At 70.1% G+C, this 13,401-nt stretch carries 16 protein-coding genes and 4 tRNA genes; 13 read left to right on the top strand and 7 right to left on the bottom strand.

What is annotated here, in order from left to right; genetic code table 11:
- Positions 1–11 precede the first annotated feature (11 nt).
- The gene (locus B7W94_RS15920; RefSeq protein ID WP_025103554.1) at positions 12–905 is read right to left on the bottom strand and encodes a sulfurtransferase; all 894 of its coding nucleotides are present in this window, start codon (positions 903–905) and stop codon (positions 12–14) included.
- A 144-nt stretch (positions 906–1,049) separates the two neighbouring features.
- Here B7W94_RS15920 and zapE point away from each other — a divergent pair, with 144 nt between their 5' ends.
- From zapE to B7W94_RS15900, 4 genes are all read left to right on the top strand, one after another.
- Positions 1,050–2,087: a cell division protein ZapE gene (gene zapE, locus B7W94_RS15915; protein ID WP_085607606.1), complete on the top strand. Its 1,038-nt coding sequence runs from the start codon at positions 1,050–1,052 to the stop codon at positions 2,085–2,087.
- Positions 2,088–2,221: 134 nt separating this feature from the next.
- Positions 2,222–3,460: an ammonium transporter gene (locus B7W94_RS15910; RefSeq protein ID WP_025103552.1), complete on the top strand. Its 1,239-nt coding sequence runs from the start codon at positions 2,222–2,224 to the stop codon at positions 3,458–3,460.
- Positions 3,461–3,479: 19 nt separating this feature from the next.
- Positions 3,480–4,073: a type II toxin-antitoxin system PemK/MazF family toxin gene (locus B7W94_RS18280; RefSeq protein ID WP_025103551.1), complete on the top strand. Its 594-nt coding sequence runs from the start codon at positions 3,480–3,482 to the stop codon at positions 4,071–4,073.
- A gap of 83 nt (positions 4,074–4,156) precedes the next feature.
- Positions 4,157–4,543 (top strand): SPW repeat domain-containing protein, encoded by a 387-nt coding sequence (locus tag B7W94_RS15900; protein ID WP_025103550.1) that lies wholly within the window; start codon positions 4,157–4,159, stop codon positions 4,541–4,543.
- A 60-nt stretch (positions 4,544–4,603) separates the two neighbouring features.
- Here B7W94_RS15900 and B7W94_RS18165 read toward each other — a convergent pair whose 3' ends face one another.
- Together B7W94_RS18165 and B7W94_RS15895 are read right to left on the bottom strand one after the other, a co-directional pair.
- Positions 4,604–4,777, bottom strand: a complete 174-nt coding sequence (locus B7W94_RS18165; RefSeq protein ID WP_172400139.1) for a hypothetical protein — start codon at positions 4,775–4,777, stop codon at positions 4,604–4,606.
- Between the two features lie 111 nt (positions 4,778–4,888).
- Positions 4,889–5,314 (bottom strand): GIY-YIG nuclease family protein, encoded by a 426-nt coding sequence (locus B7W94_RS15895; RefSeq protein ID WP_062634439.1) that lies wholly within the window; start codon positions 5,312–5,314, stop codon positions 4,889–4,891.
- Positions 5,315–5,417: 103 nt separating this feature from the next.
- On the opposite strand from B7W94_RS15895, the gene B7W94_RS15890 reads away from it, so the two are divergent.
- Together B7W94_RS15890 and B7W94_RS15885 are read left to right on the top strand one after the other, a co-directional pair.
- Positions 5,418–6,383, top strand: a complete 966-nt coding sequence (locus B7W94_RS15890; RefSeq protein WP_085607604.1) for a TIGR03885 family FMN-dependent LLM class oxidoreductase — start codon at positions 5,418–5,420, stop codon at positions 6,381–6,383.
- Complete coding sequence (locus tag B7W94_RS15885) at positions 6,380–8,044, top strand: alpha-amylase family protein (protein ID WP_085607602.1); 1,665 nt, start codon at positions 6,380–6,382, stop codon at positions 8,042–8,044. The genes B7W94_RS15890 and B7W94_RS15885 overlap by 4 nt, the downstream gene beginning before the upstream one ends.
- 52 nt (positions 8,045–8,096) lie before the next feature.
- Here B7W94_RS15885 and B7W94_RS15880 read toward each other — a convergent pair.
- Positions 8,097–8,169: transfer RNA gene (locus tag B7W94_RS15880), tRNA-Val, on the bottom strand.
- Between the two features lie 151 nt (positions 8,170–8,320).
- Between B7W94_RS15880 and B7W94_RS15875 the strand changes: the two genes are divergently transcribed.
- The 5 genes from B7W94_RS15875 (at position 8,321) to B7W94_RS15855 (ending at position 9,647) form a co-directional block, all read left to right on the top strand.
- Positions 8,321–8,393 (top strand) — tRNA-Gly (locus B7W94_RS15875).
- Positions 8,394–8,445: 52 nt separating this feature from the next.
- Positions 8,446–8,516, top strand: a tRNA-Cys gene (locus B7W94_RS15870).
- A gap of 27 nt (positions 8,517–8,543) precedes the next feature.
- Positions 8,544–8,618: transfer RNA gene (locus B7W94_RS15865), tRNA-Val, on the top strand.
- A 206-nt stretch (positions 8,619–8,824) separates the two neighbouring features.
- The gene (locus B7W94_RS15860; RefSeq protein ID WP_025103546.1) at positions 8,825–9,145 is read left to right on the top strand and encodes a hypothetical protein; all 321 of its coding nucleotides are present in this window, start codon (positions 8,825–8,827) and stop codon (positions 9,143–9,145) included.
- A gap of 172 nt (positions 9,146–9,317) precedes the next feature.
- Positions 9,318–9,647, top strand: a complete 330-nt coding sequence (locus B7W94_RS15855) for a DUF7882 family protein (RefSeq protein ID WP_062634442.1) — start codon at positions 9,318–9,320, stop codon at positions 9,645–9,647.
- Between the two features lie 75 nt (positions 9,648–9,722).
- Here the strand turns inward: B7W94_RS15855 and B7W94_RS15850 are convergent, their stop codons facing one another.
- The gene (locus tag B7W94_RS15850; protein ID WP_085607600.1) at positions 9,723–10,196 is read right to left on the bottom strand and encodes a DUF4383 domain-containing protein; all 474 of its coding nucleotides are present in this window, start codon (positions 10,194–10,196) and stop codon (positions 9,723–9,725) included.
- Between the two features lie 188 nt (positions 10,197–10,384).
- Here B7W94_RS15850 and B7W94_RS15845 point away from each other — a divergent pair, with 188 nt between their 5' ends.
- The gene (locus B7W94_RS15845) at positions 10,385–10,879 is read left to right on the top strand and encodes a DUF6098 family protein (protein ID WP_231729437.1); all 495 of its coding nucleotides are present in this window, start codon (positions 10,385–10,387) and stop codon (positions 10,877–10,879) included.
- Positions 10,876–11,628, top strand: a complete 753-nt coding sequence (locus tag B7W94_RS15840; RefSeq protein WP_085607598.1) for an MBL fold metallo-hydrolase — start codon at positions 10,876–10,878, stop codon at positions 11,626–11,628. The genes B7W94_RS15845 and B7W94_RS15840 overlap by 4 nt, the downstream gene beginning before the upstream one ends.
- Positions 11,629–11,638: 10 nt before the next feature.
- On the opposite strand, the gene B7W94_RS15835 is transcribed toward B7W94_RS15840, so the two are convergent.
- The gene (locus B7W94_RS15835; RefSeq protein WP_085607596.1) at positions 11,639–12,865 is read right to left on the bottom strand and encodes a Dyp-type peroxidase; all 1,227 of its coding nucleotides are present in this window, start codon (positions 12,863–12,865) and stop codon (positions 11,639–11,641) included.
- Positions 12,865–13,395 (bottom strand): copper chaperone PCu(A)C, encoded by a 531-nt coding sequence (locus B7W94_RS15830; RefSeq protein ID WP_085607594.1) that lies wholly within the window; start codon positions 13,393–13,395, stop codon positions 12,865–12,867. Before B7W94_RS15830 ends, B7W94_RS15835 begins: the two co-directional genes overlap by 1 nt.
- Positions 13,396–13,401 lie beyond the last annotated feature (6 nt).

Genomic DNA, 13,401 nt, shown 5'->3' with positions numbered 1-13,401 from the left:
ATTCTCCCACCTCAGACGGTGCCGGGCTCCGTGCCCGTGACGATCGGGACGCGCACCGCGCTGCCCCACTCGGTCCACGAGCCGTCGTAGTTGCGGACGTTCTCGAAGCCGAGGAGGTGCTTCAGCACGAACCACGTGTGGCTCGAGCGCTCCCCGATGCGGCAGTAGGCCACGACGTCGTCGCCGTCCTGCAGCCCGGCGCCGTCCCGGTAGATGGCGTCGAGTTCCGCACGGCTCTTAAAGCCGCCGTCCTCGGCGACCGCCTTCGCCCACGGCACGCTCTGCGCGGTGGGGATGTGGCCGGCCCGCAGCGTCCCCTCCTCCGGGTAGGCGGGCGCCGTGGTCCGCTCGCCGCTGTACTCCTCCGGCGAGCGCACGTCGATGAGCGGGTTGCCGAGGTGGGCGAGCACGTCCTCCTTGTAGGCGCGGATGGCCGTGTCGTCCCGCTCCACCACCGGGTACTCCGTGGCGGGGCGGTTCGTCGCCTCGCGGGTGAGCTCGCGGCCCTCCGCGATCCAGCGGTCACGACCGCCGTCGAGGAGGCGCACGTCCTCGTGGCCGAAGAGGGAGAACACCCAGAGCGCGTAGGCGGCCCACCAGTTGTTCTTGTCGCCGTAGATCACGACCGTGTCGTCGCGGGCGATGCCCTTGCGGCTGAGCAGCTCGGCGAAGCCCTCGCCGTCGACGTAGTCCCGCACCACCGGGTCGTTCAGCTCGGTGTGCCAGTCCACCTTTACCGCTCCGGGGATGTGGCCCGTCTCGTAGAGGAGGACGTCCTCGTCCGACTCGACGACCACGAGGCCGGGCTCTCCCAGGTGGGCGGCGAGCCACTCGGTCGTCACCAGGCGGCCGGGCTCGGCGTACTCGGCGAACTTGGGGGAGGAGGAGTCGAACTCGATGGCCATGGGGTCTCCGTAGCGGTGAGCGGGCGAGCGGGCGGTGCGGACGGCGTAGTGTGGATCCGTCCCTTCGACGATAGATCCTCGGCGCGCCCCCGGGACCCGATCCGTAAGACTTCGACACAGGCCGTTGCCTGATTCAGGACCGTGATGACCGACCCGACCACCCGCACCGGAACCGTCCACCTCACCGAGCGTACGCCGACGGTCAGCGGACCCGAGATGCTCGCGAGCCTCGTGCCGCCGCCGCAGTTCGACGACGCCACGTTCGACAGCTACCGGGCGGACCCCGCCTACCCGTCCCAGGAGGAGGCGAAGCAGACGCTGCTCCGCTTCGCCGGACGCGGCGCCCCCGTCAAGCGCGGCGGTCTGTTCAGCCGGGCCAAGAAGGAGCCGGAGCTCAAGCCCGGCGTCTACCTCGACGGCGGCTTCGGCGTGGGCAAGACCCATCTGCTCGCGTCGATCTACCACGCGATGCCCGCGCGCCGGAAGTACTTCGGCTCGTTCATCGAGTACACCGCCCTGGTGGGTGCCCTCGGATACAAGAACACCGTCGACCTCCTCAAGGGCGCCGACCTGCTCTGCATCGACGAGTTCGAGCTCGACGACCCGGGCGACACCATGGTCATGACGCGTCTGCTCGGGGAGCTCGTACCCACCGGCACCCGGCTCGCGGCCACGTCCAACACGCCGCCGAACGCCCTCGGCGAGGGGCGCTTCGCCGCGCAGGACTTCCTCCGCGAGATCCACGCGATGTCGGACAGCTTCCAGACCCTGCGCATCGACGGCGTCGACTTCCGGCAGCGCGCGATCGACGGTCACGCCGTGGCGCTGGACGATGCCGCCTACAGCGCCGCCGTGGACGCCGCCGCGGCGGACGGCGCCGTCTCGGACGACGCGTTCGACGACCTCATCCGGCACCTGGCGCAGGTGCACCCCTCGCGCTACATCCGGCTCATCGACAGCCTGTACCGGGTGGGGCTGCGGGGCGTGCGCCAGCTCACCGACCAGTCCGAGGCCCTGCGGTTCGTCGCCTTCGTCGACCGCGTCTACGACGCCCAGATCCCGATCCTCGCGACGGGCCTCGGGCTCGACGCCGTGTTCTCCGACGAGATGCTCGCCGGCGGCTACCGCAAGAAGTACCTGCGCGCCATCTCCCGCCTCAACGCGCTCACGCATTCTGCGTAAGCCCGCAGGCCCGCGTAACGCGATGTTCACACGCGGAGCCGGGCTGTAACCGCGGGGAAACAAACCTCACGCATGGGCGAAATCGCCCGTGGTCACACTGAAGCTCTCAACTACTTCGGATGTGAGGTTTTCCTATGGATGCTCCCGGCAACATCTCGTGGGCGATCACCGCGACGGCACTGGTGCTGCTCATGACGCCCGGCGTCGCGTTCTTCTACGGCGGTCTCGTCAAGGCGAAGAGCGTCGTCAGCATGATGATGATGAGCTTCGGCTCGATCGGACTCGTCGCCGTGCTGTGGATTCTCTTCGGCTTCTCGATGAGCGCCGTGGACAGCCCGACGGCCTTCGCGGGCAACCCGTTCGCGGACATCGGCCTGTCCAGCCTCGCCTCGGGTGAGGGGTCGAACGTCGCCCTCCTCAGCGTCGCGTACGGCGCCACCTTCGCGATCATCACCGTCGCCCTCATCTCCGGGGCGATCGCCGATCGGGCGAAGTTCGGCAGCTGGCTGATCTTCGCGGGCGTCTTCGCCACGGTCGGATACTTCCCGGTCGCTGCCTGGGTCTGGGGCGGTGGCTGGATCATGAACCTCGGCACCACCCTGTTCGGCGAGGACAGCGGCATCGGCGTGATCGACTACGCCGGCGGCACCGCGGTGCACATCAACGCGGGCGCCGCGGCGCTGGCCCTCGCCCTGGTGCTCGGCAAGCGCATCGGCTTCCAGAAGGGCATCCTCAAGCCGCACAACGTGCCGCTGACGCTGCTGGGCGCCGCCCTGCTGTGGTTCGGCTGGTTCGGCTTCAACGCCGGTGCGGAGTGGCTCGCCGAGGACATGGGCGGCGTCGGCCTCATCGGCCTGAACACGCTCGGCGCGACGGCGGCGGCGATCCTCGGCTGGATCCTCATCGAGCGCATCAAGGACGGCAAGCCCACCTCGGTCGGAGCCGCCTCCGGTGCGGTGGCGGGTCTCGTGGCGATCACCCCGGCGTGCGCCAACCTCACCCCCGGGTGGTCCCTCCTGCTCGGCGCGGTCGCCGGCATCGTCTGCGCCCTCGCAGTGGAGCTGAAGTTCCGCCTCGGCTTCGACGACTCGCTCGACGTGGTCGGCATCCACCTCGTCGGCGGTCTCATCGGCACCGTGTACCTCGGCTTCTTCGCCACCGGCACCGGCCTGTTCGTCGGCGGCGACGCCCGCCAGCTCGCCGTCCAGGTGATCGCCGCCGCCGGCGTGCTGATCTACTCCTTCGTGGTCGCCTGGGTGATCGGCTTCGTGATCCAGAAGACGATCGGGTTCCGCATCACGAACGAGGACGAGATCGCCGGTGTCGACCAGGTCGTCCACGGCGAGGAGGGCTACGCTCTCGCGAACGCGTGACGACGGTTAGGGTGACCGTGTGGGCACGACCAGCAACGGCATCCTGAAGACACTCGCGGATCTCCTGCGCCGAGCAGTGGGCTCCCCCCGGGCGTCGCGGACCTCTCCCGGTCCGCGGCGCCCGGACGCGCGTCTGCGGACGGCCGAGGAGCGCGAGCGGCGGTCGGCATCGGATGCCGGCGTCGAGCCGGGACGCGCCCGCGGGACCGAGACCGTGCGGCTCGATGCCGGGCGCATGCCGGCCGTCCGCGTGTCCTACGCGCCGCAGCGGGACGGGGCCCCGGATGCGGGCGAGGTCGTCTGGACCTGGGTGCCGTACGAGGAGAACGACGGCCGAGGAAAGGACCGACCGGTGCTGGTGATCGGGCGGCAGTCCTCCGAACGGGTGTACGCGGTGCGGATGACCAGCCGGCCGCACGACGGCGACCGCGACTACCTCTCGATCGGGAGCGGGGAGTGGGACGGGCAGGGCCGCGAGTCCTGGGTCGACATCGAACAGCTCTACAGCGTCCACGAGCGTGGTCTCCGCCGGGAGGCAGCGGCCCTGGACCGTACCCGGTACGCCCGGGTCGCTGCGGCGCTCCAGCGGCGATACGGGTGGGCGCAGAGCTGAGGCGGATGCCGCGTTCCCATCCGATGGGGGCAGGGCTCCGAACCTTCCTGTGAGTCGCCGCCGGCGGCACCCAAGGAGGAATCATGCGTTTCATCCCGACCAAGGTCCATGGAGTTCTCGATTACGTCGTCGGAATCGCTCTGATCGCCGCGCCCTGGCTCTTCGGCTTCGCCGGCATGGGCGGAGCCCCCGTCGTCATCCCGATCGTCCTCGGCGTCGGCCTCATCGTCTACAGCCTCTTCACGAAGTACGAGTGGGGTCCGTTCGGTCTGATCCCCATGCCCGTGCACCTCGTCTTCGACATCGTCGCGAGCCTCTTCCTCGCCCTGTCGCCGTGGCTGTTCGGCTTCGCGGGCGAGGCGCTGAACGTCTGGCTCCCGCACGTCGTCGTCGGTGCCGCCGTCATCGTCGTCGTGCTGTTCTCCCAGCCGCAGCCGCAGAGCACCCGCGGACGCGCCGCGACTGCCTGACGCCGGACACGACGAGGGGCGACCGGATGCCGATCCGGTCGCCCCTCGTCGTCGCGAGGACTACTCCTCGTGGTCGGCCTCGGCCTGATGCTCCTGTTGCTGCTCGGTGTCGACCTGGGCGGGAGGCAGATCCTGCAGGAACTGGCGGTCGCTGTTCGGGTCGCCGCTCCCGTCGCCGGCGAGCGGATCCTGCGCGCTGACGTCGTCGGCGGGGATGTTCTCTCGTCCGTTCATGTCCGGTCCTCTCACGCGGGGCGCCGGGTGCGCCCGTTCATCGGCGAGTCTGCCTGCCGTCCGCGAAGGACGGGATCCCCTGGTGCGATCCGGCGCGTGGTGATAGGCGGCTCAGCCCCGGAGAGCGGCGCTGAGCCAGCGGGCGTACTGGTGCCAGGGGTCGCCGTCCTGCTGCAAGCGGGCGATGTGAGCGCCGATCTCGGGCGTCAGGGTGAACCATTCGCCGCCTTCGCGCGCGGAGGCGAACTCGCGGTGACGCTGCTGTTCGCGCACCCGGTCGCCCCGTTCGAAGGCGAGGAGCTCGTCATGACGGATGCTCGCGAGTCTGCGCCGTGGCTGCCTGCTCGTGCCGATCTTCACCCTGCGGTCGTACCGGAGGTAGTACACGACGTCGATCCGCGGGAACGGCAGGTCGGGGTCGGGGGAGTCCCCGTAGCGCCAGCCGCAGAGCGCGCAGTGCCAGGCATCGTCCGTCCGCAGCCCGGTGAGACCGCCGCAGAGCGGGCAGGGTCCGGGGAGAAGGCGGGGTTTCGGCACCGGTGCAGCCTACGTCCGCCCTCGGACATCGGCCGTACCTGCCAGTACCCGGCGCTTCTGTCAACCACTGCCGTGGGGCGTCGTCGCTTGCCAGACTCGGCCTATGGTCTTCATCGGATTCCACGCCTCCCATGAGCAGATCCCGCCCGGCGCCTTGCTCGACGCGGTCGTCAGCGCGGAGTGGGCCGGCTTCGACGGGGCGATGTGCTCCGATCACCTGGCCCCGTGGCTGCCCGAGCAGGGGGAGTCGGGATTCGCGTTCAGCTGGATCGCCGCGGCGCTGGCCCGCACCCGCTTCCCGATCGGCATGGTCAACGCGCCGGGACAGCGATACCACCCGGCGATCGTCGCTCAGGCCTTCGGGACGCTGGAGGAGATGTTCCCCGGACGGTTCTGGGCCGCGCTCGGCAGCGGGGAAGCCATGAACGAGCACGTGACCGGCGACGTCTGGCCCGCCAAGGACGTCCGGAACGCGCGGTTGCGCGAGAGCGTGGACGTGATCCGCCGGCTGCTGGCCGGAGAGGAGGTCGACCATGACGGTCTCGTGCGCGTGCACCGCGCGCGGATCTGGACCCGACCGGCGCAGCCGCCACCCCTCTTCGCCACCGCCGTCAGCCCGGAGACCGCGGAGTGGGCGGCCGGGTGGGCGGACGGGCTCGCGACCGTCGCCCAGGAGCCGTCCGCGCTCCGGAGGGTGGTCGAGGCCTACCGCTCGGCCGGGGGACAGGGGCAGTGCATCCTGCAGACCCACGTGAGCTGGGGCGCCGACGACGCCGAGGCGTACGCGACCGCGAAGGAGCAGTGGCGGCAGGGGGTCGTCACCCCGCCGCTCGCATGGAACATCGAGCAGCCGGAGGACTTCGACGCGGCGGTGGGCGAGGTCGACGAGACGGGGCTGCGCGAGGCGGTCCTCGTCGATCATGATGCCCGTTCCCTCGCGGGACGACTGGCGGAGCTCGTCGGTGTCGGCTTCGACCGGATCTACCTGCACCACGTGGGCCGCGAGCAGACCGGGTTCCTGAAGGCGGCCGCCTCCGAGATCCTGCCCGCCCTGAGGGAGCGCACATGAAGATCACCGACACGAGCGACCTGTGGTGGAAGACGGCCGTCGTCTACTGCCTCGACGTGGAGACCTTCCTGGACGCGGACGGCGACGGCGTCGGCGACCTCCGCGGCCTCGCGCAGCGGATCGACTACCTGTCGCAGCTCGGTGTGACGTGCCTGTGGCTCATGCCGTTCTATCCCTCGCCCGACCTCGACGACGGCTACGACGTCAGCGACTTCTACGGCGTGGACCCTCGTCTGGGCACCCACGGCGACCTCGTGGAGGTGATCCGCACCGCCCGCGACCGCGGCATCCGCGTGATCGTCGACCTCGTCGTCAACCACACCTCCGACCGTCACCCGTGGTTCCGCGCGGCGCTCCGCAGCGTCGACTCGCCCTATCGCGACTACTACGTGTGGCGGGACGATGCACCGCCGAAGGGCGAGAAGAACACGGTGTTCCCCGGGCAGGCCGACGGGATCTGGACGAAGGACGACAAGTCGGGGCAGTGGTACCAGCACAGCTTCTACGAGCACCAGCCCGACCTCAACATCGCCAACCCCGTGGTCCGAGATGAGATCGCGAAGGTGATCGGGTTCTGGCTGCAGCTCGGCATCTCGGGGTTCCGGGTCGATGCGGTGCCGTTCCTCCTCGAGGTCCCGACGACGTCCGAACTCCCCGACCCGCACGAGCTGCTGCGCGACATGCGGCGCTTCCTGCAGCGGCGGTCCAGTGAGGCGATCCTGCTGGGCGAGGTCAACCTGCCGTACGAGGAGCAGCGGGCGTACTTCGGGGGTGCGCACGGCGATGAGCTGACCATGCAGTTCGACTTCGTGGCGATGCAGGCGCTCTATCTGTCGCTCGCCCGCCGCGATCCCGCGCCGCTCGTCGAGGCGCTCACGGCCCGCCCGGTCCTCGGGCCCGAGGTGCAATGGGCGAACTTCCTCCGGAACCACGACGAGCTCACCCTCGACAAGCTGAGCGACGCCGAGCGCCAGGAGGTCTTCGAGGCCTTCGCGCCGGACGAGCGGCAGCGGGTGTTCGGGCGCGGGATCACCCGGCGCCTCCCGCCGATGCTGGAAGGCGATCCGCGGAGGATCCGGATGGCCTACAGCCTGCTCTTCACCCTCCCCGGAACGCCGGTGCTGTTCTACGGCGAGGAGATCGGGATGGGGGAGAACATCGCCGTCGAGGGGCGGCAGGCCGTGCGTACCCCGATGCAGTGGTCGGCGGATCGCAATGGCGGCTTCTCGGATGCGCGTCCCTCCCGGCTGGTCGCGCCGGTGCCGACGGACGGGTACGCGCCCACGCACGTGAACGCCGCCGCGCAGCTCGAGGACCGGGGATCGTTGCTCCACTTCATCCGCGACCTGACCGCGCGCTACCGGGTGTCTCCCGAGCTCGGGTGGGGGATGTTCCGCGTCATCGATCAGCCGCAGGACGCCCTGCTGGTGCACTCCCTGGAGGCGGATGTCGGGCGCACGATCGCCGTCCACAACTTCGCGGAACGGCCGGCGACGACGCGGTTCCGACTGGGGGAGGAGCCCGCGGGCACGACCCTGGTCGACCTCCTCGACGCGCGGCGCGTGCCCCTCGACGACGACGGCGGGGTGGAGCTGGAGCTTCCCGCGTACGGCTATCGGTGGCTGCGGGTCTCGCGCCCGGGGGACGGCAGGGTCCTGTGACCGGTGGAAACACCGAAGGCCCCGGATGATCGGGGCCTTCGGAGGGATTCTGTGGGCGATACCGGACTCGAACCGATGACCTCTTCCGTGTGAAGGAAGCGCGCTACCAACTGCGCCAATCGCCCATACCCGCGGGGTACGTCAACCGATACTACCCGACCCGCGAGTGCCCCGATGACCAGTCGGGGAGACACGCGCGAGATTCGCCACGGGTTTGGCGGAGCGCGGATCATCGGCTAATGTTTCATAAGTGCCCGGGACAACCGGGAACGAAATGCGGATGTAGCGCAGTTGGTAGCGCACAACCTTGCCAAGGTTGGGGTCGCGAGTTCGAGTCTCGTCATCCGCTCGAGTGCAGTAGATCTTCTCGAAGATCGGCGGCACGTGGGGTCAATCCACACGGTGGCGTGGCCGAGCGGCTAGGCACCGGCCTGCAAAGCCGTTTACACGGGTTCGAATCCCGTCGCCACCTCACGGGAAAACTGAATAGCCCCAACGGGCGCGATTGGCGCAGCGGTAGCGCGCTTCCCTGACACGGAAGAGGTCACTGGTTCGATCCCAGTATCGCGCACCACCTGAAACCCCCGGTTCTGCCGGGGGTTTTTTCTTGCCCGCGGGGCATCCTCCCCTCTCGCGGCGTCGCAGATCCGCGCGAGGTCGCAGCCTCACGGCGGAGCCCTGCGACCTCGGTGCGAATCTGCGTGTCTGCGCCCTCGGGATCGAGTTCGAAGATGTGTTCGAATATCGGTATCCTGGAAGAGGCCGGAGGAAGGAGCCGGTGTGGGGAACTCGGGTCGCGCGCTCTCCGCGTACAACGACATGCGGTCGCAGCATCAGGCCATCGAGGCCGCCGCACGCCGCGGCCCCCTGCAGTCCCTGTCCGATCGCGAGCTCGCCTTGCGCGAGTCCGCCGTCACCGTCTATCCGCACGCGCTCCAGCGGCGGGTGCGGGCGTGGGTGCGGTTCGGCCCGGAGGCGATCCGCGTGGAGGCCAAGGTCGTCCGCTCCACTCCGCTCGCGGCGGGCATAGAGTTCCGTGCCGGCGAGCGCACCTACCGCTGCTGGGTCTGGGGGAATGCCGTGCAGCCGGCGGAGGGGTGACCGGGGAATGGACACCGCTCGCACGAACTGTTCGTTTCCTGTCCGCACAACGGTGTCTTCGTCTTCCCGGGTGCGGTGCCGGTGACAGGGTGGACGGACATCACCACCGGCGATCGACGATCGCACCTCCGTGGGACGAGACCTCGTGGCGATCATCTCAGGAAGGGCGGACATGGGCAGATTCATCTACGACGGAAGCACCAAGGTCGAGGTCGAGGACCGCGCGCTGCGGCATCTGCAGCTGGTGATGACCGCGAAGCTGCGGCGGGGCGAGCCCTTCCCGTACACCTGGAAGGAGGACGCCAGCGTCGGGGGCGGACGGATCACCGTCTGGCTCCACGCCGGGAGTTCTATGGTGTTCAAGTACGTCGGCAGCCGCCAGCCGGAGATCAACCGCGCCTGGGTCGACGCGCTGGCGTACACGGCGAACTCGCCCGGTGGTCTGTATCTCGTGCCGGAGCCCGCCGGGAGCGCCGTCACAGGCAACCTGGACCTGTCGTAGGGCACGGGACGATGACAGCCGGGACGCCCCCTCCGCGAGGCGAGGAGGAGGCGTCCCGACGTGGTGCACCGAGCGTCAGACGCGCGCGGCGCCTGCGCCGTTCCGCGGGACGCGCGGCTCTCGACTGACGAAGATGCCCAGCAGCACCATGCCGATCGCGAGACCGAGGTGGAGCCAGTTGTCGGCGTTGTTCACCGGCAGGAAGTTCAGCTGCTCGTTGCCGACCGCGATCAGGCCGTACAGCCAGACGACGAGGTATGCGAGCCCGCCGATGATGAGGTAGAGGCGGGAGGCGCGCGGCGAGGCGGCGAGCGCGATGCCCGCGACGGCGAACAGGAGGTGCACGACGTTGTGCAGGACCGAGACCTGGAAGAGGCCGAGGAGCAAGGCCTCCGATGCTGCTCCGGCACCGTGCAGGTGTTCGGCCGAGTGGGTCAGGCCCGGGATGAAGCCGGCGATGCCGACGATGAGGAAGACGATGCCGACGATCAGCGCCGTCTTCTGGATCGGTGTCTCGGCGTAGCGGGTGGTGCGGGTGGTGTCGCTCATGATCCCCTCCAAGGTGGGTGCGGTTGCCCGAAGGTAGAACCCCTGGGTGCGGGCTGAGAGGGCATTGACGCGGCGGAAGCGGCGCGCTAATTTCTCGCGCGTCCGCGAGCGCTCCGGCGATGATGCGCTCGAAGCCCGGATTGTCAATCCCCCTCGGCGTCGTCACGGCCGCTTCTTACGCTCAGCCCATGACCGACGCCGCTCTCGACCGCACCTGCGGCACCTCGACCGATCGCGACGCTGCGACCGGGCTGCGACGCATCGACCACCTGGCGCAGCTGGCCGCGGTCGTCCGCGCATGCCCCGGTCTGCATGTCCGCTACTCCGAGGGACCGGACGCGGATGCCCGCCGCTCCAGCGTCGACACCGAGAGCGGACTGGAGCTCCCCGGGCTCTCCGTCAATCCTCTCGACGCCGAGCGGTGGTGGACGCGTCCCCTGGAGGACTGGCTGGCGCGCCAACTCTGCCAGTACCGGCACCTCGCCGAGCAGGATCCGCAGCGCATCGCCTGGGTCCTCCGGGGCGAGCACTGCGGCCGCGGCCCGGACTGCGAGCCGCTGCTGACGGACGTGGAGCCGATCGCCGTGATCGGCGCACACGTGCTGCTCGAGGCCAGGGAGCGGTACGAGCGCAACTTCGATGCGGGGCGCGGGCCCGCCGACGACGAGGAGGACCGGGGATGAGCAGAGGGCGGCGGTGGACGGAGGTCGTTCCCGGCTTCTTCGGCATCAGCGTGGCGGACGTCAACTGCTACCTCGTGCAGACCGCGGACGGGCTGACGCTGTTCGATGCGGGACTGCCGCGCAGCCGGGGCGTGCTGCGCGACCTGCTCGGCCACCTCGGGGCGACGGAGTCCGACATCGATGCGGTCGTCCTGACGCACGGGCACTTCGACCACGTCGGTGTCGCGTGCCGGCTGCACGAGGAGGGGGTCTCCGTGTTCGTCCACCCTCGCGACGCACAGCTGGCCCGTCACCCGTACAGCTACCGTCCGGCCTCACCGCGCGTCCCCTACGTGCTCACCCATCCGCGGGGGATCCCGACGATCACCCGGATGGCACTCGCCGGAGCCCTGAACGTCCGCGGCGTCGAGGCGCAGCCGCGCGTGAGGCACGAGCATCCGATCGACGCCCCTGGGACCCCGATCGCGCTGTGGACTCCCGGGCACACGGAAGGGCACTGCGCATACCTGTTCGAGGAGTCCGGGGTGCTCATCGCCGGCGACGCCCTCGTGACGCTCGACCCGTACACCGGCGAGACCGGACCCCAGATCGTCGCCAGGGCGGCCACGGCCGACACCACGGAGGCGATGGAGTCGCTGGACACCCTGGCACGGACGAGCGCGCGGGTCGTCCTGACGGGCCACGGAGAGCCCGTCCTGGACGGTGTGGGGCCCGCGGTCGCCGCCGCCCGGCGACGCGGACCCCACTGAGTCCTCGACCTCAGTCGAGCAGCGTCTCCCCGATGTAGCCGCCCTCCGGGCACCCCGGGGGCACCGCGAACACGGCGGATCCGATCGGGACCGTCCACTCGTTGAGCAGGTCGAGCTCGTCGAGCCGTTGCTGCATCGGGACGAACTGCCGCGCGACGTCGGCCTGGAACGCGGCGAAGAGCAGCCCGGATTCGGAGACGCCGCCTCCGGCCGGGCGCTCGTCGTAGTTGTACGCCCGTCGGAAGATGCGCTCCGTCCCGTCCCCGCGTGCGCGCCGGATGTGCGCGAACGCCGGGATGACGGGGAACCCGATGGCCGTCGTCGCGTCGAAGTCCGGCTCGTCGAACTCCGACGTCCCCGTGAGCGGCGCACCGTCGCGGAGCGTCCGCCCCACCGAGGCCTCGCGGCCCCCGCGATCCAGGCGGTCCCAGGCGTCGAGGTCCATGCGGATGCGGCGCAGGACCATGCCCGTGCCGCCGGCCAGCCAGCCGTCATCGCTCCACACCACCCGGTCGAAGTCCTCGGTCCCCGGCTGCGGATTGCTCGTGCCGTCGACCTGGCCGAAGAGATTGCGCATGGTCGTGCCCGGTCGCTCTGTGCCGTGTGCCCGGCGGAAGCCCTGCTGGATCCATCGCACGGTCGCGAAGCCGCGCGCGTCCTTCAGGAGCATGCGCTGCGCGTGCGCGACGGTCAGAGGGTCGTCGGCGGCGAGCTGGAGGAGCAGGTCCCCATCCGAGAACTCCGGCTGCAGGCGGTCCACGCGGAAGGCGGGCAGCGGAGCGAGCCAGGACGGACTGCTGCCGCCGGCCCGTGCGACGAGAGTCGGGCCGAAGCCGAACGTGACGGTCAACCGGGCCGGGGCGAGTGCGAGCTCCGGCTCCGAGTCCGCGAGCGCCGATCGTCCCTGGGTGAGCCGCGCCGCGTCGTCCGTGAGGATACGCAGGAGCCGGCGGAGTCCGTCGCGGTCGACCTCCGGCCGGAGGTCGAGCGCCACGAACGAGCCGTGCGCCTGGGCAGGGGTGTCGATCCCGGCCTGATGGACACCGTGGAACGGGACTGTGAGGGAGCCGTTGAGCGGTGCGGGGGCCGCGGGAGCCTCCGTGTCCGCTCGCGTGAGGGCGAGGTCGGCCCCGACCGCTACGGCGGCGCCGACACCGGCGACAGCCCCTCCGAGGAGGAACTGCCGCCGGGTCGAGCCGGTGCGGCCGGTGCGCGCGCCCGAGACGCGCGCGGCCATCAGTGGTCCATGCCCTCGTGGTCGTCGGCGCCGTCGTAGTTCTCGTTCGCGCCGGAGTAGTCCTTCACCGGCGCGGCGAACTCGAACGTGGAGTCGTCCGACAGGGTGACGGTGAAAGCGACCTCGTCACCGGCTTCCAGAGGCTCGGAGAGGTCCATCATCATGATGTGATTCCCCCCGGGCTCGAGGGCGAGGCTGCCGCCGGCGGGGACGACGAAACCCCCGGCGATCTCCCGCATGACCATCTCCCCGGCCTCGTTCTCCACGGTCTCGTGCAGCTCGATCATCGGCGAGGCGGCGGAGGCGACCGATGTCACCGTCACGTCCTCCTCGCCCTCGTTGACGAGCACGCCGAAAGCCGCGGACATGCCGTCGTCGGCGGCCTTGACCCAGGCGTCGTCGATCCGGAGATCGTCACCGGCGGGGGCGCTGGTCGGTGTCTCGGCTGTGGGCGCGGTGCACCCGGTGAGCGCGACGAGCGAGAGGACGATCGCCGCGCCGAGGCGGGGGAGGGAAGTGCGAGTGTTCATGATGAT

The sequence above is a fragment of the Microbacterium sp. LEMMJ01 genome, assembly GCF_002114135.1.
Lineage (GTDB): Bacteria > Actinomycetota > Actinomycetes > Actinomycetales > Microbacteriaceae > Microbacterium.
Note: the sequence above shows the minus strand (reverse complement) of the source record. Positions and strands in the feature narration are given on the sequence as shown.